Consider the following 23,301-nt stretch of genomic DNA (forward strand, 5'->3'; position numbering starts at 1 on the left):
CATTATAACCAATACACGACCACGTACAGGCCCAGCCAGACGACGTCGACAAAGTGCCAGTACCAGGCGGCGCCTTCGAAGCCGAAGTGGTGGTCGGGCGTGAAGTGGCCTTTCAGCACGCGGTACAGGATGACGGACAGCATGATGGCGCCCAGGGTCACGTGGAAGCCGTGGAAGCCCGTCAGCATGAAGAAGGTGGCGCCGTAGATGCCGGACGTCAATTTCAAGTTCAGTTCGCTGTAGGCGTGGATGTATTCATAGACCTGGAAGCCCATGAAGATGGCGCCCAGCACGATGGTGGCGAACAGGAACAGGGCCGTCATGGCGCGGTGGCCGGCGCGCAGCGCGTGGTGGGAAATCGTCAGGGTGACGCCCGACGTCAGCAGCAAGGCCGTGTTGATGGTCGGAATCCAGAACGGTGTCATGGTGGTAAATTCCTGCACCGTGCCGGCCGGGCCCGTGTTGCCCCAGTGGGCGGCGAAATCGGGCCAGATCACCTTGTGGTCCAGGTCGGCCAGCCACGGCATCGAGATGCTGCGCGCATAGAACAGGGCGCCGAAGAAGGCGGCGAAGAACATGACTTCCGAAAAGATGAACCAGCTCATGCTCCAGCGGAAGGAGTGGTCGATGCGCTCGCTGTACAGGCCCTGCTCCGATTCGCTGATGGCGTCGCCGAACCAGAAGTACAGCACCAGCAGGATGCCGGCCAGGCCCAGATAATTCACGTACGGGCCCCAGGAGACGTCGTTGACCCAGGCCGAGGCGCCGATCATGGTCAGCAGCAGGCTGGCGCCGCCCAGCATGGGCCAGCGCGACGGGCCGGGCACGAAATAATAAGGTACGGCGGCGTGGTTGGAACTCATCATCATCTCCTCAAAAACTTATAGGGTGGTTTTTTATAATTTATAAAACGACGAATTTAACAATTGAAATCAGGATGCCGATCAGGCAAGCCACCACCAGGAAGCCGGCGATGACGATGTGCACAGGGTTGAGCTTGGCCGAGTCCGTGTCGAAATCGCTCTTGCGGCGCAAGCCCGTGAATGACCAGACGACGGCGCGCAAGGAATACAGGAACGACGCTTTTTCCGGCTTGGCGGATTCGCCCATGGCACTCTCCTATTGGACGGCCGGCGTCTGAGCCTGGCTCAGACCGGCAATCTCGAAAAACGTGTACGACAGGGTGATGGTTTTCACCTCTTTCGGCAGGGCCGGATCGAGGAAAAACACCACCGGCATCTGCCGCGCTTCCTTCGGTTTCAAGGTTTGCTGCTTGAAGCAGAAGCACTCGACCTTCTTGAAATGCGGCGTGGCGCTCTGCGGCGCGTAGCTGGGGATGGCTTGCGCGTTGACGACGCGGTTTTGCGTGTTGACCACCTCATACATGACGGTCACCAGTTCGCCCGGATGCACCTGCATGCTCGAGACGGTCGGGCGGAAACGCCAAGGCCCCTGCGCATTGCCGTCGAACTCGACGGTGATGCTGCGCGTCGTATCGACTTGCGTATTGTTGTCGTAGGCCACCGTGCCATCTTTTTGCGTCAGCACGTTAATGCCCATCACTTCGCAAATCTGCTTGTAGACGGGAATCAGGGCATAGCCAAAGCCAAACATCAGCACGGCAATGACGAGCAGCTTGCCCAGCATCTTGCGGTTCAGGCCGCGTGTTTCCTGTTGGTGGGGCGTCGTCACGTCAGAGCCACATGCGCTTGACGAACACGGACAGGAAGAAGAAGGCCGCCAGGGCGGCCAAGATCAGCCCGGTACGCAGGTTGTTCGGTTTTTTACGCTCAGTTTTCACTTCGGTCATGGCAGCAACTTTATTCAAGGCGGGCCGCGCAACACGCCGGCCCGTGACACTGACATTACTTGACGGTAGGCGGCGTTTCAAACGTGTGGAACGGCGCCGGGCTCGGCACGGTCCATTCCAGGCCTTCCGCGCCTTCCCATGGCTTCGCCGGGGCAGCCTTGCCGCCGCGGATGGTCGGCAAGACGACGAAGAACAGGAAGTACACCTGCATCAGGCCGAAACCGAAGCCGCCGATCGAGGCGATCATATTGAAGTCCGTGAACTGCGCCGGATAGTCGGCGTAGCGGCGCGGCATGCCGGCCAGGCCCAGGAAGTGCATCGGGAAGAAGGTCACGTTGAACGTGATCAGCGACAGCCAGAAGTGGATCTTGCCGCGCGTCTCGTTGTACATATGGCCCGTCCATTTCGGCGACCAGTAGTAGAAACCGGCGAACAGGGCGAACAGCGAACCGGCCACCAGCACGTAGTGGAAGTGCGCCACCACATAATAGGTATCCTGCAGCTGGATGTCGATCGGCGTGACGGCCAGGATCAGGCCCGTGAAGCCGCCCATGGTGAAGACGAAGATGAAGCCGACCGAGAACAGCATCGGCGTCTCGAACGTCATCGAACCCTTCCACATGGTGGCGATCCAGTTGAACACTTTCACGCCCGTCGGCACGGCGATCAGCATGGTCGCGTACATGAAGAACAGCTGGCTCGTCACCGGCATGCCGGTAGTAAACATGTGATGCGCCCAGACGATGAAGGACAGGATCGCGATGGAAGCGGTAGCGTAGACCATCGAGGCATAGCCGAACAATGGCTTGCGGGCAAACGCTGGCAGGATCTGCGAGACGATGCCGAAAGCCGGCAAGATCATGATGTAGACCTCGGGGTGGCCGAAGAACCAGAAGATGTGCTGGTACATGACGGGGTCGCCGCCGCCTGCCGCGTTAAAGAAGGACGTGCCGAAATGGCGGTCCGTCAGGGTCATGGTAATCGCGCCAGCCAGCACCGGCATGACGGCGATCAACAGATACGCGGTAATCAGCCAGGTCCAGCAGAACATCGGCATTTTCATCAGGGTCATGCCAGGGGCGCGCATGTTCAGGATGGTGACGATGATGTTGATCGAGCCCATGATGGACGAGGCGCCCATCAGGTGCATGGCAAAAATGGCCATGTCCATGCCGGGGCCCATCTGCGTCGACAGCGGCGCATACAGGGTCCAGCCGGCAGCCGTGGCGCCACCGGGCACGAGGAAGGACGTGGCCAGCAGCAGCGCGGCCGGCGGCAGCAGCCAGAACGAGAAGTTGTTCATGCGGGCAAACGCCATGTCGGACGCGCCCACTTGCAGCGGGATCATCCAGTTGGCATAGCCGACGAAGGCCGGCATGATGGCGCCAAACACCATCACCAGGCCGTGCATGGTGGTCAGTTGATTAAAAAATTCAGGGTGAAAGAATTGCAAGCCTGGATGAAACAGTTCCGTGCGGATCATCAGGGCCAGCACGCCGCCCGACAGCAGCATGATGAACGAGAACCACAGGTACAGGGTGCCGATATCCTTGTGGTTGGTGGCAAACAGCCAGCGGCGGTAGCCAGTCGGGTGGTCGTGGGCATGGTCGTGATCGTGACCGGCGTGGTCCAAGGTGCTCGTGCTAGTACTCATATGCGGCTCCTAATTACTTGCGTGCAGCCACGACTTCGGCTGGTTGAACGATGTTCTCTGCGGCCTTGTTCGACCAGGAATTGCGCGTGTAAGTGATCACTGCGGCAATTTCCGTGTCGGACAGCTGTTTCCATGCTGGCATTTCAGCGGGATACTTGCCGCTCTTTTGCCCGTTCAGCAAGACGTGGATCTGATCGGCTTTCGGGCCGTTCACCACGGCCGAGCCGTCCAGCGGCGCAAACGCCCCCGGTACGCCCTTGCCCGTCGCCTGGTGGCAGACCACGCAGTTGGCCGCATACACTTTCTCGCCCTTGACCTTCAATTCGTCGATGGTCCACACCTTGCTTGGATCATCAGCCAATGCCGCCATTTCCTTTTGTTTTACATCAACCCAGGCCTTGTAGTCGTCAGCAGAGACGACCTTGACGACGATGGGCATGAACGCGTGTTCCTTACCGCACAGCTCGGCGCAATTGCCGCGGAAGGTGCCGATATGGTCGGCCTTGAACCAGGTGTCGCGCACGAAACCGGGAATCGCATCCTGCTTGACGCCGAAGGCGGGCACGGACCAGGCGTGGATGACGTCGTTGGCCGTCAGCACCACGCGGATCTTCTTGTTGACCGGCACGACGACTTCGTTATCGACTTCGATCAGGTAGTTTTCGCCCCGTTTTTCCGTCGGCGGCGCGCCTGGCGCACCCACTTGCGAGCGCGGCGTGGCCAGGTTGGAGAGGAAGGAAATGCCTTCGCCCTCGCCTTTCAGGTAGTCATAGCCCCATTTCCACTGCATGCCGGTGGCCTTGATGGTGATGTCGGCGTTCGAGGTGTCTTTCATGCCGACCACGGTGCGCGTGGCAGGCAGGGCCATGCCGATGACGATCAGGAAAGGCACGACGGTCCAGGCGATCTCGACGGTGGTGCTTTCGTGGAAGGTGGCCGGCTTGTGGCCCAGGGACTTGCGGTGCTTGAAGATGGAATAGAACATGACGCCGAACACGGCCACGAAGATCACCAGGCAGATGATCATCATCAGGGTGTGCAAATCGTAGATTTCATGGGCGATCTGTGTCGCCGGCGGTTGCAGATTCATTTCGAACGGCACGGGACCGCCGGTGCCGGGATAGGTGCTGGCAGCCGGTGCCGCCGTGGCCCATCGCCCGATGCCAAACGCTGTCAAAGACAGCCCGAGCAGCAACGATTGAAGTCGCTTTGCATGTGTCATGTTTTCCCCAACCACCCAAAAATAATGATATTTTAAACGGCTGCGGATTTCTCCGTACTGGACCGCTGCCGCTCCTCCATGAAAGCAACACGGCCGGAATGCGGCCATGTGCGTCAAGCACCAGCGAATTCCATGCTGGCTGCCGCAGCAAAAACGGCGGCGCGCAACCATGCTGGAACCCTGTTTTTCTTCCCCACCTTGAAATGGCCTCGTGTGGAAGATGGTTACTATACTAATGCAGTAACTTCGAATAAGTCTCGCTTTGTTTTTTTTATTTTGTATGCAGCCCTTGTTTTTTTCAATTAGCAAGCTGACAAACAATCAACGATTATAATCAAGTAAACTTGAATCCATCAAGCAATAATCGGCTTTGTGCGCGCCCTGCTCCCGGCCGCCGCGCGCTTTGCAACGCTTGCGGCAACATCATGCGCGGATGGCGACCGAGTGTCGGTTTCTTTGCCCTTTTATTTAGGCTTGCGCGGCAGGTCAAAGCGGATGATCGCCTCGCCATTGCGCGTCACGCGCGGTGTGGGGCGGAAGGCGTGGCCGTAAATGATCTCGAAACTCAGGCCCAGCTTGCCGTCGGGACGGCGCATCTTTTCCAGCGCGGCCAGCATGCGCTGCCAGGCCGCCTTGCCCATCAGGCCGCGCCGGCGCGTGGTGAGCGGGTTGCCGCCGAAGGCGCGCACGTCCGCCAGCAGTTTTTCCGCCGTATCGTAGGTGACGGTGATGATCTCCATGTCCAGCACGGGCGTGGAAAAGCCCGTCTCGACCAGCATGTCGCCAAAGTCGTGCATGTCGACAAAAGGCAAGGCGTGCGGATATAAATCGGCCTCGGCAAACGCATCGCGCACTTCGCGGAAGGTGTCGGGGCCGAAACAGGAAAACATCAGCAAGCCATCGAGGCGCAGCGCGCGCCGCCATTCGGCAAACACGCGGTCGGGCTGGGCATGCCAGTGCAGCGCCAGATTCGACCACACGAGGTCGATGCTGCCCTGCGCCAGCGGCAGGTCGCCCAGGTCGCCGCATAATAAATCCACGCCCGCCTTGGCCGGCAGCAACTTGCTGAGGAACTGGTTCAGGCTGGCCAGTTTCGACGCGGGCGCGCGCGCCGCCTGCATCATTGCTTGCGCTGCATCGAGACCGATAATCTGCGCTGCGGGATAATCCTTGTGCAACTGCGCCAGGTCCGCGCCCGGACCGCAGCCGGCGTCGAGCACGCGCAGGGGAGCGATCTTCACCAGCTCCAGGCGCTCGTGCATGCGTGCCGACACTTCGCGGCGCAGGAAATCCGACGCCGCGACGCGCGCGGGACGGGAAAAGAAATCGCGTACTTGCACCGCATCGATGGGCGCACTCATTTTGGGTGGATTGGCGGGAACTGGCATGTTGAAACCGGTGAGGTGAGATAATGTCGGCAGTGTACATGGAACGACGCCATCGCGATGCGGACGGCCACCCGGCACCGCCTTGAGGCCGCCTGGCAGGCGCTGCGGCTGTGGCTGGGCGCCACCGTGCTGCCGGCCCAGTGCGCGCTGTGCGGCATCGGCTGCCCGCAAGTGCTGTGTTTGCCCTGCCGCGCGCAGTATCTTGGTCACAGTCGTCCGCGCTGCCGCCAATGCGCAAATCCGCTCGCTGACATTGAGGTGGCTCAACTGTGCGGGCGCTGTTTGCGCCAGCGGCCCGCGTATGACGCCACGATCACGGCGTTCGACTATGCGGCACCCGTCGACCAGTTGCTGCTGCAGCTGAAATTCGGCGCGCGCCTGGCACTGGCGCCCCTGCTGGCAGAATTGCTGCATGTTGCCATTCAGCAACAACAAGGATGGGAAGCGCCGCATCTGTTGTGCCCGGTGCCGCTGGGCCCGGCCCGGCTGGCCGAACGGGGTTTTAATCAGGCGCTGGAAATTGCCCGGCCTCTGGCGCGCCTGCTGGACGTGCCCTTGCAGCCCCGCCTGGCGCTGCGCGTGCGCGAAACGCGGGCGCAAAGCGGCGTGGCGCCGCAGGAGCGGCGAGCCAACCTGGCGCACGCGTTCGCCATCGCGCCGGACCATGCGCCGTTATTGCCAGGATGCCATGTCGGCATCGTCGACGACGTGATGAGCAGCGGCCACACCGTCAACGCGCTGGCGGCCGCCTGCAAGCGCGCAGGGGCGGCGAAAGTCAGCATATTCGTGGTGGCACGCACGCCGCCGCATTAAATTCGCTGTATATCTGTATATATTAGAGATAGACCAAGGAGAGCATTTTGTTTCACGTTGTTTTGGTAGAACCTGAAATCCCGCCCAATACGGGCAACGTCATCCGCCTGTGCGCGAACACGGGCGCGCAGCTGCACCTGGTCGAACCGCTGGGCTTTCCCCTCGACGATGCCAAGATGAAGCGCGCCGGCCTCGATTACCACGATTACGCCAAGATGAAGGTGCACAAGAATTGGGCAGCCTTCCTGGCCGACACCCAGCCCGACCCGGCCCGCATGTTCGCCATGACCACGCGCGGCTCGCGCCCGTTCGGCGACGTGGCCTTCCTGCCCGGCGACGTGTTCGTATTCGGTTCCGAGACGAAAGGCCTGGACCCGGCCATGCGCGACGGTTTTCCGGCAGAGCAACGCATCCGCCTGCCCATGCGCCCGGACAACCGCAGCCTGAATTTATCGAATACGGTGGCCGTCGTCGTGTATGAAGCCTGGCGCCAGCATGGCTACGCCGGCGGCGCGTAGCTGACACCTCACCCAGTCTACTGCGCGGCGCGCTTTGCGGCCGGCGATGCTCACGCTACTAAAGTAGCGCTGCGCTTCTCGGCCACAAATCATCGCCGCTCGCTACGACTGGATGAGATGTTGATACTCCTGCAATCTCCCTTTACCGCTGCGCCAATTGCCGCGCCGCGCCGCTATTGTCGTCCAGCATCACCAGCTGCGTATGCAAGTCGCGCGTGGCGGCCAGCTTGCCATTCACGTACAGATTCGTCTTGACGCCGTACACGCCCTGCGACACGCCGGCCGGCAAGGTCAGCTCGAACGAGTTCTCGAAGCGCCCGCCCGATTTGTTGTTGCTGGCCAGGGCTTTCGAGCCGGACTTGAACGGCTGGCCTTGCGGATCGAACACCACCAGCTCTTCGCGCACGTCGTTGACGCTTTGCGCGCTGCCGTTGACCAGTTCCACCACGGAGTTGACCTTGAACGGCTGGCCGCGCTTGACGGTCGATGCGCTCAGCTGCGGCGTGTACGACACCACTTGCGGTTCGCGCGGCAGCGCTCCACGGGCGCGGATGTAGTCGCGGTCCGCCTGCGCCGCCGTCTTGGTCTGGCGCGAATTGACATTGATGGCCAGGCAACCGGCCGCCGCCAGGCCGCCGCCGATGGCCGCGCCCTTCAGCGCGCCATTCTTGCCGCCCGCCAGCGCACCCAGCAGCGCACCCACGGCCGCGCCGGCCGCCGCCGACGTGCCCACGCTGCACGGATCCTCATCCGTGCCCGCCTGGGTTCCGCCTTGCGGATAGGAACTGTCCTGACGCACGCCGTTCGGGTTCATCGGCGCCGTGGCGCAGCCCGCCAGCAGGGCCGCGATGGTCAGCGCGGCGGTGGCGCGCAAGGTGGTGTGATTCAGCATGGTGCCCCCTGATAACTAATTGATCGTTGTTTCCGTCTGCAGCACTTGCCGTTCGCGCTCGCGGATGCGGCGCGACAGATTGTCGATGCGCGCATTGCCCGGATCGACGCGGCGCGCGCTTTCCAGATACGTCTTGGCCGCATCGAACTTGCCCTCCAGCAAAGAACGCTCGGCATCGCGCAAGAACGATTGCGCCATCTCGTTGCGCATGGCCGCGCCGCTATCGACGGGCGCCGTTTCCAGCGGACGGCGTTCGGCCACCGCTGAACGTTCGACCGCGCGCGCAGGCGCCGGTTCCAGTGCCGCAGGTGCGGGGGCCGGTGCAGAGGCAGGAGCGGGGGCAGCCACAGCGGCCGCCGACAGCGCCTGCACGTCGGCCTTCAACTGCGGCAATTCCACCGCTTCGCGGTCGATCGCTTCCAGCCTGGCGATGCCATTCCTTGCCGCCGTCGCATCCTTGCCGTCCAGCGCCTGGCGCACGCCCACCAGCACGGACGCGGCTGCCGCCTGCTGGCGCGCCAGCTGCTTGCGCAAGGAATCCACGCTGGCAGCGCCCGAGCAATCGGCGTCAAGCGCGGCAATGCCCCTGGCGGCGCTTTGCAATTGATGGCCGTCAATATTACGTTCGATGCCGCGCACGCCGCGCTGGCAACTGCCCGAGGCGGCACCGGCCTTGCCGATCGCCGCCTGCAAATCGTCGGCCTTGGCGCTGGACTTGCCCGTACACACATTTTTCGCCGTCGCCAGCTTCTGCCGGGCGCCGTCCAGGCTGCCATTCGCCACCAGTTTCAAGCCGCTGTCGATGGCGTCATTGCACGCCGATTCATTCTTGCCGCCCGGCTTGCCATTCATGTAGACGATGACGGCCGCCAGCACGGCGGCGGCGCCCAGCCAGCGCAGCCACTTGCGCGCTGGCGGCGGCGGGACTGTCGGTGCGGGCGCCGGTGGAGGCACCGGCACGGGCTTCGGCGCGGCTTGCGGCGGCACCGGAACCGGAACCGGTGCCGGTGCCGGCTTAGGTGGCGCTTTCGGCGCGGGCGCCGGTGTTACAGGCTGGGGCGGCGGCTTGGGCGCCACTGGCGGTGATACTGGCACAGGCACAGGCGCTGGCACGGGCAGCGGCGGCGGCACGGCCGCGGCCGGCCGCGCGCCAGCCTGCGCCTGCCCGCAGTACGGGCAATGGCTGACAACGGTCCACAGGCCCGTCTTGCATTTGTTGCAGATATCCAAAACTAATCCTTCATTCCAACGTCATTCCAGCGTTCACAGAGGCGGCGGCATCAACGGTGGCGGCGCGCTGAGGAACAAAGGCGCCAGCTCGGGGAACTGGGCCAGGTCAGCCCAGGCCGGCAAGCCGGCGCGCCACACCTTGGTGATGGCCGGCACAACCTGCCCCGCCTGCACGTATTGCACGACCTGCTGGGCCGTGAACGGCCCCTGCTGCTGGCCGTTGATGCCCAGGAAATACTGGTATTCCACCAGGGGCGGCGGCATGCCGCCCAGCGGTGGCGGCGCCACGCCGAAGGCAGGAGCCGCAGCGGCGGCCGTTCCGGCCGGGCGCAGCAATTGCTCCAGGCGGCCCGCTTCCAGCATTTCCCCCTTGATCGCATACTTTAACCGCGGCTGGCCGTCCGCTTCCGGCTCGCGCACTTCCCAGTCGTAGGCGTCGCCGTCGGAGTCACCGATCACGTTCGCCCATTCCTTCAGGCGGCCCAGCAAGGCTTGCACCGTGCGGTCGAGCTCATCGCTGGCCATGCCCTTGCGGCGCGCCGACTCGCGCAGGCGCGCGCCCACCTCGGCGGAAATGGCGCTGCCAAAGCCGACGTAGGGCAGTTGCGAGCCGTCGGCCTGCGCCACCAGCTTGGGCGCATACACCGTGCGTTCATAGTATTTTGCCAGCGCGGCCAGGGCCGCCGTCTGCACGGCGTCAAGCGCCGTCAATTTTTCTTCGATGCGCAGGGCGATATTTTTCTCGTACGAGGCCGGCATGCCGTTCTGGCGGATGGCCCGCTCGTTGCCGATGCGACGCAAATCGCCCGGTTCGACGGCAAACTGGTACTGGCCCGGCGGCACGACCCGGCCCGTGTGGCGCGTCAGCACGCCCAGCATGATGGCTTGCAGGAATTCGCCGAAGTCTTCCGCCAGGCGCTTCATCTCGTCCGTGTTCGGCGCGATCGGGTGCGTGAATTGCGTTGGATCAATATGCGTGTGCGTCGGCGCCTTGTCGTTGTCGCCTTCCTTGCGGTAACTGGTGCGCCAGCCTTCCAGGCCGCGCAGCACCGTCATCGGCACGCCGGCCAGCTCGCAATAGCAGACGGCGCGCCCGCGGATGCCCGTCTCGACGATTTCCAGCTGGCTCACCGTGATGCCCACCTGGGTCGGCACGCACGATTCGAGTTCGGCGCCGAATTTCGCCTTGAAGGCGGCCGCATTGGCCACGCCGATCACGCACTTGAACTGGTCCGACACGACCGTGAAGTCGCCCGCCATGTTGGCGTCGATCCACGGCATGGAACAGGCCAGCAGCTTGCGGAAGCGGTCCAGGCGTTCGGACACGTCCATCTGCTCCAGCGCTTCGAACAGGGGGTCGGGCGTGCTCGTCGCGCCTTCCGCCAGGCCCGCCGTGGCGATCATGTTCTCGGCCATGCGCGTGACTTTGGCCAGGATCAAGCCGCGCTGCGCCGGTTCGCCCAACATGGGGAACAGGGCTTTCGAGCCGCCCATGTCCTTGAACGCTTCATCGGCCCACTGGCGCAAGGTGGCCGCCGAGGGCAGCGCGATGTCTTTTTCCGTGACGGGAATGACGATCAGGGTCGCGTGTTCCTTGTCCAGATCCTTTTGCAGGATGGTATTGGCCGTTTTGAGTTCCGCCAGCATGGCCAGCACGCCTTCGCGGCCCGTTTGCAGCTCGCCCACCAGGCCATTCCACTGCGCGCGGCCTTGCGCGTCGACGCCGACCCGGTTGCCCAGCCAGCGCGACAGTTCGCCCAGCAGCAGCACGGATTCGTCCGCCGCCTTGGCACGCAGATGGAATTTCAGGGCGTTCGCCATTTCCGTGCGCAGATGGTCCATCACCACGCCCGCCTGCTTTTCGCCATTGCTGAGGAAGCCGAAGGTGCTGCGCGTCTGCTCCAGGTTGTTCAACAGGCGCTCGTATTCGCGCGAACGCACGGCTTCCTTGATTTCGCGGTAGCGCTCGGCATTCGCGCCGATCTGCGCCGTCAAGCCGCTGCCCGGCGCTTCGATGCGGTCCTTGATCTGTTCCACCAGCGACAGCACGTATTCCAGGCCGCCGAATTCTTTATTATCAAGATAGCCATACAACTGGTCGCGCACGACTTTCTTGACGTCTTCCAGCACTTCGCGGCGGCGCTTGCTGATGCGGTCTTCCGTCGTGTCGGCCGTGGAATCCTGGTCGCGCACGGCGTCGCGTTCCAGGTGTTTCATGGCGTCGCGCACCTGCGCCGGCCATTCGCTGCGGTCGAAACCCGTGCGGATATCGTTGATGCGCGTATTGACCCGGTTTTCCACGCCGGCCAGCAAGTGGCCGTGGCGGTCTTCCAGCAATTCGTCGACGACGCGGAAATCGATGAAGTCGCCGCTGGAGCGCTTCAGTTCGATGCTCTTGTCGGAAAACTCGGGGAAATCGCTGAACGGCGTGCCCTTCAGGAACATATTTGCGGCGAGGAAATTATCGCGCTGCGTATCCGTGGCGCGGTTGGCGCCCGCATCCGTGCCGCCCACGCCGAAGAACGCTTGCAGCATGGCGCCGGCCCAGCGGTGGGCCCGCTCGTCGCGCGCCGCTTCCTGGCGCGTATCGAGCACGGCCATGCCGAACGAGGAAAAGCGCTTCGAGAAATACAAACGCATGTCGCCGAAGCGGTCTTGCGGCACGGGCGCGTTGTACAGCGAATTCTTGTGCTGCGCCTGGTTGACGGCGATCGAGCGCTTGGCGCGCGCGAAGTCGGCCGAGGCGAAATCCTCGAACAGCGAATCGGCCACCATGTGGTAGACGTCGCTGACATCCTTGGTGTGCTGCTGGGCAAGGTTGCCCGAATCGATCAGGTACACCTCGCTGTAGGGCTCGCGCGTCAGTTCCGGGCGGTCATACGCGTCCCAGCGGCCCACATAGCCCTTGTTGCCCATCATCGCCGATTCCAGCTCCATCAGCGCCGCGTAGCCATTGGCCTCGACCCGGTCCTTGTTGGCCTTGGTGTAGCCGGTCGGCAAGAACAGCATCAGCTCGACGTCGGCCGCGCCCACTTCGCTGCGCGCCAGCCAGCGCGCCAGCAAGCCCATGTCGAGGAAGGAACCGGAACCCGTGCCGCCCGCGACGGAGCCGACGATGACGATGCGGAAACGGTTCGTTTCCATGCGCAAACCCAGTTCGGCCAGCTGGCGCTCGTGCGACAGGCCCGCCTTCAGCGCTTTCAATTTCAAGCGGATCTTGTCGCGGATCTTCGCGTACTTGTCGAAGAAATACAGGCGCGACACGGCGCGGATCTGGCCGGCGCCGCTGCTCATGTCGAAACGCAGCTCGCGGATGCGCTGCGGCGTCAGCGGCAGCCATTCCTTGATGTGCGGATATTTCTCCAAAGAATCTTCATCACGGCTGTACTTGTCCATGTCGAACGATTCGACCACCTTGTCGTCATCCGTGAATTTCACCTGGTCGAACTGCAAGTCCTTCGCCTGCGACTCGCCGCTTTCGATCACGGCGCCATTATCGAGGTCGAAATGGATGAATTGCGCGATGGGAAAGTCGGCCAAGCCCTCGATGCGCGTGCGGTTGCCCGCCCCGCCCCACAGGGTGTTGAGGATGCGCCGGCGCACGCGCATCAGCACCTGCATGCCCGTGCCGCCGATGCCGATGAACAGGGTCGGACGCAGTTCGATGATCTTGTCCTGCTTGCGCTCGCTGGCGCCGCCGGTGATGGTTTGGTTCAGGTTCTCTGCCATGGTGATTCCTTGGATGAAACGTGTTGCCGCTTAGCGGCGGCTGGAGGTGAACGTCAACAGCAACGCTACCAGGCCCACCAGCACCAGCGGTCCCATGAACAGTGGCGCGAGGAATTTATGCGCGTTCACGGCGGCCAGCACGACACCGGTCGCCAGGCTGACCAGGAAGATGAACAGCCACCAGCCCGAGGCATTGGCCTTGTTCGGCGGCACGCGCTTGGCTACCAGGCCATTCGCATAGGCATTCTTGGCAAAGAAAAAGGCGATGAACAGCAGCAACAGCACGACGCCGCCGACCAGGGTGTCGCGCGACGAAGTATCGGTCGTGCTGGCAGGATCGAGCGCGGGTGCGGCTTCGGTCGTGGCCGTGGTGGCGGCACTGGCCGCCGGTGCGTCTGCGGCCGGCGGCGCGGATGCGGGGGCCGGCAGGGTAAAACCGCTGTTGTCTTTGGGAGTCTCTTGCGCCATGGTATGCCTCAGTTGAATAGAAGGTTTTTTAAAGAATGGTTGCTCAGGCCAGGCTCAGGGTATGGCCTTCGGCCACGCGCACGACGGCCGGCTTGCCCAGGCCGCGCTTGAGTTCGCCAATGTCGCGGCCGTCATCATCGCGGATCTGCACGCTTTTGAACGGTTTTAATAACACTTGCCGCTGCACGCCATCGGCCATCACCTTGTAGCGCGTGGCGCGCGTACCAAGCAAACCCAGCGCCAGCAAGCCCAGCACGAGCGCCAGCACGCCGCCGAGGATCACCAGCACGGGCAAGAGCGGATACTGGATGCGCACCAGCAAGGGGATCGTTGCCTGCGAGGCGCGCACGCTGTCGGGCGGCGTGAACATGCCGGAAATCGGGTCGCCCGGGAACAGTTCCTGCAAATCCTTGCCAAAACTGGACGCCAGCGCCAGCCGCTGTTCCGACAGGCCCACCTGCGCCTGCATGGGCAGCATCACTTGCTTGCCCATGGCGGCAATCGCCTGCGCCGACCACGGCGATGGAATCTGCGCCATCGGCAGTGCAAACTGTACCTGTACGGACTGGCTGGCGCCCGGCTGCAGCTGGCGGATTTGATCTGGCGCAACGTGCAGCGGCGCGTTCTGGCCCGCCAGGCTGGCGTGCACCTTGGCGCTGTCGATCACGTACGGGAAAAACATGTTTTGCAGCGACGCCTGCAGCACCACTTGCGGCACCAGGTTCGCCGCATCGACGTCGAGCACGATGGTGCGCCCGTCGCGGCCCAGGCTGGCGTGCACGTTGGCGCTGTTCTTGACGGACTGGGGCACGATGCGCACGGCATCCTGGTCCACCGGTTTCAGCCGCGCGGGCGGGCGCGTCAGCACTTGCGACAGCCGGCCTTCGGCCAGGATGCGGGTCAAAGCCTCGGACGCGGGCTGGCCGTAAGCGAGCGCATACACCATCAAGCCCTTGGCGCTGTACAGCTTGCCCTGCACGGGCATGCGCAGCGGAAACACCACCGTCTTGGTGATCGACGGTTCCAGATGCAGCAAGCGGTAAAAGTCGCGGTTGCGTTCGGCCGTCTGGCTATCGTTGTTCGGGCTATTCTTGTTATTCGTAAAAATCCACACGATGCCGGACGCGGACTGGAACGGCCCCGTGATGGTCTTGGTGACGGCTTCCTGGAAATCCGTGTCGGCCAGCGCGCCGCCGGCGCCCTTGCGCGCCAGGCCCAGGCTGGCCAGCTGGCCCGCCACGCCGGCGCCGCCCTGCCCTTGCCCGATCAGCGACGGCGACACATTGCTGCCGCTGCTCTGGCTGAAGGCCAGCGTGTAGACCCTGTCGGACGGGTTTGTAGCGGCCTGCGCCACGGCGCCCACGAGGGCTTTCAATTGCGAATGTTCATCCGTATAAAACGGCTCCATCCAGCCCGAGTTTTGCACGAGAAACGCTTGCTGGATGCCGGCCGCGTGCGCGGCGGCAGCGCTGAAAAACGCGGCGCAAGCCACGGTCAGTAAGCGCGCCTTCATGCCTGCAAAGCCCAGCCATCGATGCGCGACAGCAGCGGGTGATAAGCCCACAGCATGCCTTCATGCACAAACAGGCGCACGCGCCACGGCTCGCTGACGGCGAACGTGTGGAAAACGTTTTCGCGCAATTCGTCGTCCTGCACCAGCTGGGCCGCCAGGCGCTCGCTCGAGCGCAGCACGCTCGACAGGCCGGCGCTGGTGGCGAACTTGACGCCAAAGACGCTGTTGCCCGCAGCGGATTCCAGCAGCGGCATGACGGCCTGGTTCTTGCCGCCATCGTCGCCGTGTTCCGGCTCTTCCCACGGCGCCGTTTTCAGCTTGGTGGCGAAGCGGTAATTGAAGCTGCCCGAGCACAGGCGCGGCGCCAGCGCATCGGCCCGTTCGGACTGCGCGCCCAGTTTCACGTAGACATAGGTGCCGCGGCTACGCTCGAAGCACAGCTGCCACAGGCCGCCGTCGCGCGACACATACGGGCTGCCGAATTCGAAGTGCGGCACCAGTCCTTCGGGCCAGGGCGTAAATGAAGCGGCCACGTTGCCGTCCGGCTGCAGCTGCAGCCGGAGCTGGCCGTTGGCGCAGGGCCACACGGCCATGCGGTTGTAGGCGACGGGCGCGCCGACGGCGCCCAGATCCATCATGCCATCGAGCAGCACGTCGCTGCCCGGCTTTTGTTGCGCGTCAAGGTTGACGAAGCGGATACGGCCATCGTCGTCGCGCAGCGGTGCCCACAGGCGGTTCTGGAACCAGACGGGCGCTGCCACGCACGGCGCGCCGCCCACGTGCTCGACCACGTAGCTCAGCGAGGGCACGTCGGGACGGATGCAGGCCAGGCCATGGCTGGTCGGCAAGACCAGCACGCTATTGAAGTCAGGCACCAGCTCGGCGCGCCAGGCGCCGTGGGCCAGGTCCGATTCGGCCAGCAAGCCGCCATAGTCGGGGTCCAGCGCCAGCCAGCGTTTCGAGGCGGGCAGCCAGGCGTGCAAGACGGCCTTGCGCGGGTCGAGCGCCAGCAGCGCGGCAGCGCTCGTGCCGAACTGGGCGGAAAAGAATTCGTATTCGCCCGGTGGCGGCATGGGCAGCGAGGCGTCGGCTTGCGCATGCTCTTCGCGCGCGCGCTGGTCGGCCAGCTTCAGCGGCACGCTGGCCTGGCGCAAGCCGGCCGGGCCGGCTGGCGGCACGTCGCTGACGGGATGCGCACCGTAGGGAGCCACCCAGGGCGGCGTGGCGGCCGCCGCGGGCGGTACTTGCAAGGCCACGCCCGAGGCGGGGTCGAACGCAAATTCGGGTGGAAACTGCCGCACGGGTTCGCCAGCGGCCGCGGGCAGGCGCCGCGCGAGCATCAGCTTGCCGATATCGGCCTGGCTCACCAAGGGCGAGACGTTCTGGCCGTCCGCGCTGCGCTGCATGCTCCACGCGCCCGCGTCATCGACGTACCAGGTGCCGGAGGGCAGCGGCCAATCCCCAGAAGTTTTATGATCCATGTATTTTCTATGACAAGCAATGCATATCAGACGGTGTAACGTGCTGGGGCTGTCGAAACGAAGTCGCAGCCCTGGCAGTTCTCATAGTAACGTCTTTTTATCTGTATGGAAACATTGACGGCGCTCCTCAGCCCTGCTGCGTGCGCACTTTCGTCAACAGCTTGGTGGTCGAGCGGTCGTGCTCGAAATCGATGGCCACGGCCTGGCCGCCATACGCCAGCACGGCGCGCCCTTCGGGAATGGCCGCCATGTCGTAGTCGCCGCCCTTGGCGTAGATTTCCGGTTCGATCTCCTGCACCACTTCCAGGGCGCTGTCTTCCGAGAACGGCACCACCAGGCTCACCGCTTCCAGCGCGGCCAGCACGGCCATGCGGTCTTCGCAGTTGTTCAGGGGACGGTCGTCGCCCTTGCCCAGGCGTTTCACCGAAGCATCAGTATTCACGGCAACGATCAGCGAAGCGCCGAGCGCGCGCGCCTGCGCCAGATACGTCACGTGGCCGCGGTGCAGGATGTCGAACACGCCGTTCGTCACCACCACCGGTTTCGGCAGGGCCGCGGCGCGGGCGCGCAGTTCGTCACGGCCGCACAGTTTGTTTTCAAATTCAGGCATGGATATCTCTTGTTGGGTTAAATAGGGTCACGATACGGTCACGCTCAGGCGTGGCTATCGCCTTGGATGCCGCCGGCATCCCGGCGCCAGGCATCGATCAGGGCCAGAACGGCCGGTTCCAGGCCCTGTTCGGCGATGCAATCTTGCCGGTAGTAAATCATCAGCGCATACACGCCGGCCAGGCGGCTGACGGGAGCCGACAGCGCATATTCATTGCCGCGCGCCGGTTGCCGGGCACGCCAGTAATTGATCGCCGCTTCCAGCGACTGTATGTGCACATCCATCGCCCTCTCCCTCCGCCGCCCGCTCCCGCATTATAGGGGGCGATCCGCTACAATACGCCATCGGCGCCACAGTTTCACGTTTGCGCCACCTTTCATTCATTGCAAGTAAGTACTTCCTGTGTTTCAATCAACCTATGACACTGACTGAACTGAAATATATCGTTGCAGTCGCGCGAGCGAAGCACTTCGGCCATGCCGCCGAAGCCTGTTTCGTTGCCCAGCCCACCCTGTCAGTGGCCATCAAGAAACTCGAAGACGAATTGGGCGTGGTTCTGTTCGAACGGGGCGGCGCGGAAATCTCGGTCACGCCCCTGGGCGCGCAGATCATTGCGCAAGCCGAGCGCGTGCTGGAACAGACGGCCGCCATCAAGGAACTCGCCAAGCAAAACAAGGACCCGCTGGCCGGCCCCCTGCGCCTGGGCGTGATCTACACGATCGGCCCCTACCTGCTGCCGCCGCTGGTCAAGGCCATGATAGACCAGGTGCCGCAAATGCCTTTGATATTGCAGGAAAACTTCACGGTTCGCCTGCTCGAATTGCTGCGCCAGGGCGAACTGGACGTGGCCATCATGGCCCTGCCCCTGCCCGATCACGGCATGGCCATGCAGGAACTGTATGACGAACCGTTCGTCGTCGCCATGCCGCGCCAGCATCCGTGGAGGGCGCGCGACAAAATCGCCGCGCAAGACCTGAAATCGGAAACCATGCTGCTGCTGGGCAATGGCCACTGCTTCCGCGACCAGGTACTGGAAGTGTGCCCCGAAATGGCGCGTTTTTCCTCGCCCGGCAACGGCATGCAGCGCACGTTCGAAGGCTCCTCGCTGGAAACCATCCGCCATATGGTGGCCAGCGGCATCGGCCTGACGGTCTTGCCGCGCGCCTCGGTCGCGAATATGCACGCCACCGACGGCATGCTCGAATACCGGCCCTTCGCCGCCCCCGTGCCGTCGCGCCGGGTGGTGATGCTGTGGCGCAAGAGTTTTACGCGCAAGGCGGCCATCGACGCCCTGTGCGCGGCCATCGCCAGTTGCAACTTGCCTGGCATCACCCCCTTGTGCGAAGACGACGAATAGTACATTTACATACTATTTGCGATAATCGACCTTTCTCTTCAACAAGATCGAGTCTTCCATGAACAAGCTGGCGCTGTATTTCCGCCTGATACGGCTGGACAAGCCTATCGGTACCGTATTGCTGCTGTGGCCTACCCTGTGCGCGCTGTGGCTGGCGCAGCAGGGCGTGCCGGACTGGCGGCTGCTGCTCATTTTTACGCTTGGCACTTTCCTGATGCGCTCGGCCGGCTGCGCCATCAACGATTACGCGGACCAGGATATCGACAAATTCGTCAAGCGCACGATGGACCGCCCCATCACCAGCGGACGCATCAGCGGCAAGGAAGCGCTGGCCGTGGCCGGCGTGCTGACCGTGCTGGCCTTTTGCCTGATCCTGCCGCTGAATGCGCTGACCAAGCAACTGTCGGTGGCCGCCGTCATCATCGCCGGCACCTACCCGTACTTCAAGCGCTTCTTTGCGATTCCGCAAGCGTATCTGGGCATCGCCTTCGGCTTCGGCATTCCCATGGGCTTTGCCGCCATCACGGATTCCGTGCCCGTCGTGGCATGGCTGCTGCTGCTGGGCAATGTCTTCTGGGCCGTGGCCTACGATACGGAATACGCGATGGTCGACCGCGACGACGATTTAAAGATCGGCATCAAGACCTCGGCCATCACCTTTGGCCGCTACGACGTGGCCATCGTCATGTTCTGCTATGCGGTTTTTCTGCTGCTGTGGCTGGCATGCGGCTGGTATCTGGGCTTGCGTTACTGGTTCGTCGCGGGCTTGCTGGTGGCGGCCGCTTGCGCCGTTTATCACTACACCCTGATCCGCGCACGCGAGCGTATGCCGTGTTTTGCGGCATTCCGGCATAATAACTGGCTAGGAGCGGCGGTGTTTGCGGGCGTGGTGCTGGACTTTGCTTTCCGTTAAGCAATGATCCTTGCGCCGCTGCAGCCCTTGAGGCGGCGCAAGACAAGCCTGGCCGCAGCTGCCTACACTGGTATTTCACTGTGCAGTTTCACTTCCATGAGGTAATACATGAGCTCGATACATACCGGCAAATCCAGCAACGACAGCGTTCTCGCGGACGCCGACAAGGCCCGCGACAAACTGGTCGGCGACCTGAAAAACGTCATCAATGAAGCGGAAGGCTGGCTCGATGGCGCCAAGGATCAGACGGGCGAGAATGTCAAAGCCGTCAAGGACAAGTTCATCGCCACCCTGGAAACGGCCAAGAAGGACTTGATCAAGCTGGAAGAAGACTTGCTCGAACGTACCAAGAAGGCGGCCAAGGCCACCGATGAATACGTGCAGGACAATCCATGGAAAGCCGTAGGCGCGGGCGCCGTCGTGGGCGTGCTGTTCGGCCTGCTGCTTTCCTCGTCACGCCGCTAAGTAATCCTCGGGAAATTAGTGTGAATTTATGACAAACAGAACCGGATGCTATGCAAGGCGCTCGCTGCGACGCAGTGCGAGCACTGCTAGCAGTGAGCAACGCCGCAGAGCGCCGGTTATGGAAGTCAGAAATCACAATAATTTATTGGGGGTTACTTAGTAGTAGCAGTATTGACGGCGTTCGCCGTCTCCTGACGCGAAAGGCAGCATATGGCTATCATGCACCATGTCGCCCAAGTCGCAGCGACCCTCGCCGCCATCGTCCAGACCCGTCTGGCCCTGGCGGCCGTGGAAATGGAAGAAGAGTCGCTGCGCTTCCTGTCCTATCTGGCGCTGGCCATGCTGGCGCTGCTATGCCTGTTCGTCGGCCTGGTATTGATCGTATTCCTCGTCATCGTGCTGTTCTGGGATACGCACCGCATCGCCGCCATCGCCGTCACGGCCGCCGTTTTCATCGCTGCCGCCGTCGCCACCCTGCTGGGCGTGCGCGCCAGTTTCCGCAGCAAGCCGAAACTGCTGTCCTTTACACTTTCCGAACTGAATAAAGACCTGGACGAGCTGCAATTGCTGGCCCGCCGGGGATCGGAGCGGCCATGACCACGCATCCCACCAAACTGGCCCACGTGCACACGGCCGCCAGCCTGGCGCAGCGGCGCGACGCGCTGCTGGCCGAATGCGCGCTGCAGCGCCTGGCCCTGGGCGTGCAGACGCGGCAGCTGCTGGAACCATTGACGGGCGGCAACCTGCGCCACACGCTGGCCACGCGTTTCAAAATTCCCCTGATGATAGGCGGCGCCGTGCTGGGCCTGGCATTGGTGCGTCCGCGCCGCATCCTGCCGCTGCTGCGGGCCAGCGGCGCGCTGCTCAAGCACGCCACCACTGCCCTGCCCGTCGTGCTGGCACTGGCGCGGCGTTTCAGCAAGAAAGAAACGCCGCCGTAACTATTTTTGTTCCTGGCTGCATCCAAATGGCGAGCCCGTGCGTATGTAGGATATCAACCAGCCGGTTGAGCCAACGACCAGGAGTTCGCCATGCATGCCTTCATCGCCCCACGCCATACCGCCCCCTCGCTCACCGTCCTGTGCGCCGCCCTGCTGCTGAGCGCCTGCGCTCCCATGGGCGCGCGCTATTCGCAGCAACAATTGCCGAACGCCGTGCAAGTGCCCGATGGCCACCAGGTGGCCATGCAGACGGTGGGCGTGGGCAAGATCGCCTATGAATGCAAGGCAAAGAAAGATAGCTCCGGCCATGAATGGGCCTTCGTGGGACCGGACGCGGCCCTGAACGACCGCAGCGGCATGCAAGTGGGCACGTATGCGGGCCCACCGGCCACCTGGGCCAGCCTGGACGGCTCGAAAGTGACTGCCACGCAAGTGGCCGTAGCGCCAGCCGGGGCGGGCAATATCCCGTATCAACTGGTAAAAGCCAATCCGGCCACGGGCAGCGGCGCCATGCAGGGCGTCAGCTACATCCAGCGCGTGGCCACCAGCGGCGGCGTGGCGCCAAGCAGCCCCTGCGGCATGGACACCGTCGGCGCCAAATTATGGGTGCCCTACCAGGCCGACTATATCTTCTGGAAAGCCGCATAAACACGCGCCAGGCCGGCCCAAGCCGCTTCCCGGCATGGGCCGCGCCGTCAACCGCGTCGCCTTACTTGCCCAGTTCATCCCCCATCTCGCGCCCGCGCTGCGCGGCCGCCTTGATGCCCTTGACGATGGCCGCCTTCACGCCGCTCTCTTCCATGCTGGTGAGTGCAGCATATGTCGTGCCGCCTTTCGACGTGACGCGCTCGCGCAGCAGGGACACGGGTTCGCTGGAGTTGGCCGCCAGCTGCGCCGCGCCCGTAAACGTGGCAATGGCCAGCTGCGTGCCCTGCTCCGGCGTCAAGCCCAGTTCGGCGGCCGCCTGCTGCATCGCTTCGATAAAGTAAAACACATAGGCGGGACCGCTGCCGGACACGGCCGTGACGGGGTCGATCTTCGCTTCGTCGTCGAGCCAGACGGTCTGGCCGACGGCGCGCAGGATGGCGTCCGCCGTCTTTTTCTGTTCTTCGCTGACGCCGCCGCTGGCCACCATGCCCGTGATGCCCATGCCGATCAGGGCCGGCGTGTTCGGCATGCAGCGCACGATGGCAGGGTAATCGCCGAGCCAGCGCGACAAATCGGCGGCGCGGATGCCGGCCGCGATCGACAGGATCAAGGGCGCCCGCTCGCCGTCGAGGAAGGGCAGCAATTGCGCCGCCACTTCGCGCATGCTTTGCGGTTTCACGGCCAGCACGATCACGTCCACGCCGCGCAGCGCGTCGTCCGCAGACGTCGCCGTCGTCACGCCGAATTGCGCCTGCAGTTTTTCCAGCGCGGGCGCGTGCGGGTCGATCACGTGGATGTTGCCGCCCAGGGTCAATTTGCCCGCCAGGCCGGCGATCAGGGCCGCGGCCATGTTGCCGCCGCCTACAAAGGCGATATTCAATTCTGTCGTCATGCTTGTTCTCTCTTCATCAGGAATAGTTGCGGGAACCGAAGATGGCGCTGCCCACGCGCACGATGGTGGCGCCCTCGAGCACGGCGGCGCGCAAGTCGGCCGACATGCCCATGGACAAGGTGTCGAGCGCTAGGCCGTCCGCCTTCAATTGTTCGTACAGCGTACGCACTTGCGCAAACGCAAAGCGCTGGCGCTTGACATCCGTTTCCGGCTCGGGAATCGCCATCAGGCCGCGCAAGCGCAGGCGCGGCAGCTGCGCCACGGCATGCGCCAGCGCCGGCAATTCAGCGGGCGTCACGCCGCTCTTGCTCGCTTCGCCGCTGATATTGACTTGCAGGCAGATATTCAGATCCGGCAAGCCGGCCGGCCGTTGCTCGGACAGGCGCACGGCGATCTTTTCCCGCTCCACCGTATGCACCCAGTCGAAGTGTTCGGCGATGGGGCGCGTCTTGTTGCTCTGGATGGGGCCGATGAAGTGCCAGGCAGGCCCGGCTTGCGGCAGCGCAAGTTTGACGGCCGCGATCTTGTCGAGCGCTTCCTGCAGATAATTTTCGCCAAACGCCGTCTGGCCCGCGTGCATGGCTGCCAGCACGGCGTCTGCGCCGAAGGTTTTCGAGACGGCCAGCAGGGTCACGTCCTCGGGCGCGCGCTGCGCCTCCAGGGCGGCCTGCGCAATACTGTCGCGCACGGCTTGCAAGTTCTGTTCGATTGTGGACATAATCATTTTCTAGTGTATAGGGGCGGCGGCACGGTGCGC

At 63.4% G+C, this 23,301-nt stretch carries 26 protein-coding genes; 9 read left to right on the forward strand and 17 right to left on the reverse strand.

What is annotated here, in order from left to right; translation table 11 throughout:
* Positions 1-2: 2 nt before the first annotated feature.
* The 6 genes from AC07X6_RS07710 to coxB are packed head-to-tail and all read right to left on the reverse strand — an operon-like array spanning position 3 to position 4,686.
* Positions 3-863, reverse strand: a complete 861-nt coding sequence (locus AC07X6_RS07710) for a cytochrome c oxidase subunit 3 (protein ID WP_474294771.1) — start codon at positions 861-863, stop codon at positions 3-5.
* 40 nt (positions 864-903) lie between these two features.
* Positions 904-1,110: a DUF2970 domain-containing protein gene (locus tag AC07X6_RS07715; RefSeq protein ID WP_077399736.1), complete on the reverse strand. Its 207-nt coding sequence runs from the start codon at positions 1,108-1,110 to the stop codon at positions 904-906.
* 9 nt (positions 1,111-1,119) lie between these two features.
* A complete protein-coding gene (locus AC07X6_RS07720) occupies positions 1,120-1,692 on the reverse strand; it encodes a cytochrome c oxidase assembly protein (RefSeq protein ID WP_099409817.1) in 573 nt (190 codons plus the stop codon).
* A gap of 1 nt (position 1,693) precedes the next feature.
* Positions 1,694-1,810, reverse strand: a complete 117-nt coding sequence (locus tag AC07X6_RS07725; protein WP_217494223.1) for a cytochrome oxidase small assembly protein — start codon at positions 1,808-1,810, stop codon at positions 1,694-1,696.
* A gap of 55 nt (positions 1,811-1,865) precedes the next feature.
* Positions 1,866-3,464: a cytochrome c oxidase subunit I gene (ctaD, locus tag AC07X6_RS07730; RefSeq protein WP_034749009.1), complete on the reverse strand. Its 1,599-nt coding sequence runs from the start codon at positions 3,462-3,464 to the stop codon at positions 1,866-1,868.
* Positions 3,465-3,477: 13 nt separating this feature from the next.
* Positions 3,478-4,686, reverse strand: a complete 1,209-nt coding sequence (gene coxB, locus AC07X6_RS07735) for a cytochrome c oxidase subunit II (RefSeq protein ID WP_230541519.1) — start codon at positions 4,684-4,686, stop codon at positions 3,478-3,480.
* Between the two features lie 78 nt (positions 4,687-4,764).
* On the opposite strand from coxB, the gene AC07X6_RS07740 reads away from it, so the two are divergent.
* On the forward strand, positions 4,765-4,992 hold the full coding sequence (locus AC07X6_RS07740; RefSeq protein ID WP_494790572.1) for a hypothetical protein: 228 nt from the start codon (positions 4,765-4,767) through the stop codon (positions 4,990-4,992).
* A gap of 158 nt (positions 4,993-5,150) precedes the next feature.
* Here the strand turns inward: AC07X6_RS07740 and AC07X6_RS07745 are convergent, their stop codons facing one another.
* The gene (locus AC07X6_RS07745) at positions 5,151-6,047 is read right to left on the reverse strand and encodes a methyltransferase domain-containing protein (RefSeq protein WP_494790573.1); all 897 of its coding nucleotides are present in this window, start codon (positions 6,045-6,047) and stop codon (positions 5,151-5,153) included.
* An 84-nt stretch (positions 6,048-6,131) separates the two neighbouring features.
* On the opposite strand from AC07X6_RS07745, the gene AC07X6_RS07750 reads away from it, so the two are divergent.
* Positions 6,132-6,887 carry a phosphoribosyltransferase family protein gene (locus AC07X6_RS07750; protein ID WP_494790574.1) on the forward strand — a complete coding sequence of 252 codons (756 nt, stop codon included), beginning with the start codon at positions 6,132-6,134 and terminating at the stop codon, positions 6,885-6,887.
* A 47-nt stretch (positions 6,888-6,934) separates the two neighbouring features.
* Positions 6,935-7,405: a tRNA (uridine(34)/cytosine(34)/5-carboxymethylaminomethyluridine(34)-2'-O)-methyltransferase TrmL gene (gene trmL / locus AC07X6_RS07755; protein WP_494790575.1), complete on the forward strand. Its 471-nt coding sequence runs from the start codon at positions 6,935-6,937 to the stop codon at positions 7,403-7,405.
* Between the two features lie 142 nt (positions 7,406-7,547).
* Here trmL and AC07X6_RS07760 read toward each other — a convergent pair whose 3' ends face one another.
* The 8 genes from AC07X6_RS07760 to AC07X6_RS07795 form a co-directional block, all read right to left on the reverse strand.
* Complete coding sequence (locus AC07X6_RS07760; RefSeq protein ID WP_494790576.1) at positions 7,548-8,297, reverse strand: hypothetical protein; 750 nt, start codon at positions 8,295-8,297, stop codon at positions 7,548-7,550.
* A gap of 15 nt (positions 8,298-8,312) precedes the next feature.
* Complete coding sequence (locus AC07X6_RS07765) at positions 8,313-9,257, reverse strand: hypothetical protein (protein WP_494790577.1); 945 nt, start codon at positions 9,255-9,257, stop codon at positions 8,313-8,315.
* Between the two features lie 303 nt (positions 9,258-9,560).
* Complete coding sequence (locus AC07X6_RS07770) at positions 9,561-13,256, reverse strand: tubulin-like doman-containing protein (RefSeq protein ID WP_494790578.1); 3,696 nt, start codon at positions 13,254-13,256, stop codon at positions 9,561-9,563.
* A 30-nt stretch (positions 13,257-13,286) separates the two neighbouring features.
* Positions 13,287-13,724 carry a hypothetical protein gene (locus AC07X6_RS07775; protein WP_494790579.1) on the reverse strand — a complete coding sequence of 146 codons (438 nt, stop codon included), beginning with the start codon at positions 13,722-13,724 and terminating at the stop codon, positions 13,287-13,289.
* Between the two features lie 43 nt (positions 13,725-13,767).
* Positions 13,768-15,237 (reverse strand): hypothetical protein, encoded by a 1,470-nt coding sequence (locus AC07X6_RS07780; protein WP_494790580.1) that lies wholly within the window; start codon positions 15,235-15,237, stop codon positions 13,768-13,770.
* The gene (locus AC07X6_RS07785) at positions 15,234-16,718 is read right to left on the reverse strand and encodes a hypothetical protein (RefSeq protein ID WP_494790581.1); all 1,485 of its coding nucleotides are present in this window, start codon (positions 16,716-16,718) and stop codon (positions 15,234-15,236) included. Before AC07X6_RS07785 ends, AC07X6_RS07780 begins: the two co-directional genes overlap by 4 nt.
* A gap of 127 nt (positions 16,719-16,845) precedes the next feature.
* Positions 16,846-17,328, reverse strand: a complete 483-nt coding sequence (gene rfaE2, locus AC07X6_RS07790; RefSeq protein WP_494790582.1) for a D-glycero-beta-D-manno-heptose 1-phosphate adenylyltransferase — start codon at positions 17,326-17,328, stop codon at positions 16,846-16,848.
* 44 nt (positions 17,329-17,372) lie between these two features.
* Positions 17,373-17,612 carry a DUF3717 domain-containing protein gene (locus tag AC07X6_RS07795; protein ID WP_230541529.1) on the reverse strand — a complete coding sequence of 80 codons (240 nt, stop codon included), beginning with the start codon at positions 17,610-17,612 and terminating at the stop codon, positions 17,373-17,375.
* 134 nt (positions 17,613-17,746) lie between these two features.
* Here AC07X6_RS07795 and AC07X6_RS07800 point away from each other — a divergent pair, with 134 nt between their 5' ends.
* The 6 genes from AC07X6_RS07800 (at position 17,747) to AC07X6_RS07825 (ending at position 21,652) form a co-directional block, all read left to right on the forward strand.
* Positions 17,747-18,685, forward strand: coding sequence for a hydrogen peroxide-inducible genes activator (locus AC07X6_RS07800; RefSeq protein WP_474294751.1), 939 nt, complete (start codon positions 17,747-17,749; stop codon positions 18,683-18,685).
* A gap of 58 nt (positions 18,686-18,743) precedes the next feature.
* On the forward strand, positions 18,744-19,598 hold the full coding sequence (ubiA, locus tag AC07X6_RS07805; RefSeq protein ID WP_494790583.1) for a 4-hydroxybenzoate octaprenyltransferase: 855 nt from the start codon (positions 18,744-18,746) through the stop codon (positions 19,596-19,598).
* Positions 19,599-19,706: 108 nt separating this feature from the next.
* Positions 19,707-20,063: an ElaB/YgaM/YqjD family protein gene (locus AC07X6_RS07810; protein ID WP_230541532.1), complete on the forward strand. Its 357-nt coding sequence runs from the start codon at positions 19,707-19,709 to the stop codon at positions 20,061-20,063.
* 219 nt (positions 20,064-20,282) lie between these two features.
* Positions 20,283-20,660 (forward strand): phage holin family protein, encoded by a 378-nt coding sequence (locus AC07X6_RS07815; protein ID WP_230541533.1) that lies wholly within the window; start codon positions 20,283-20,285, stop codon positions 20,658-20,660.
* On the forward strand, positions 20,657-21,004 hold the full coding sequence (locus AC07X6_RS07820; protein WP_494790584.1) for a hypothetical protein: 348 nt from the start codon (positions 20,657-20,659) through the stop codon (positions 21,002-21,004). The genes AC07X6_RS07815 and AC07X6_RS07820 overlap by 4 nt, the downstream gene beginning before the upstream one ends.
* Positions 21,005-21,094: 90 nt before the next feature.
* On the forward strand, positions 21,095-21,652 hold the full coding sequence (locus AC07X6_RS07825) for a DUF3455 domain-containing protein (RefSeq protein ID WP_230541535.1): 558 nt from the start codon (positions 21,095-21,097) through the stop codon (positions 21,650-21,652).
* Between the two features lie 61 nt (positions 21,653-21,713).
* Here AC07X6_RS07825 and proC read toward each other — a convergent pair whose 3' ends face one another.
* Together proC and AC07X6_RS07835 are read right to left on the reverse strand one after the other, a co-directional pair.
* Positions 21,714-22,544, reverse strand: coding sequence for a pyrroline-5-carboxylate reductase (proC, locus tag AC07X6_RS07830; protein WP_494790585.1), 831 nt, complete (start codon positions 22,542-22,544; stop codon positions 21,714-21,716).
* A 16-nt stretch (positions 22,545-22,560) separates the two neighbouring features.
* Positions 22,561-23,262 carry a YggS family pyridoxal phosphate-dependent enzyme gene (locus AC07X6_RS07835; RefSeq protein ID WP_494790586.1) on the reverse strand — a complete coding sequence of 234 codons (702 nt, stop codon included), beginning with the start codon at positions 23,260-23,262 and terminating at the stop codon, positions 22,561-22,563.
* Between the last annotated feature and the right edge of the window lie 39 nt (positions 23,263-23,301).

The organism is Janthinobacterium sp. GW460-12-1-14-LB5, from assembly GCF_059423585.1.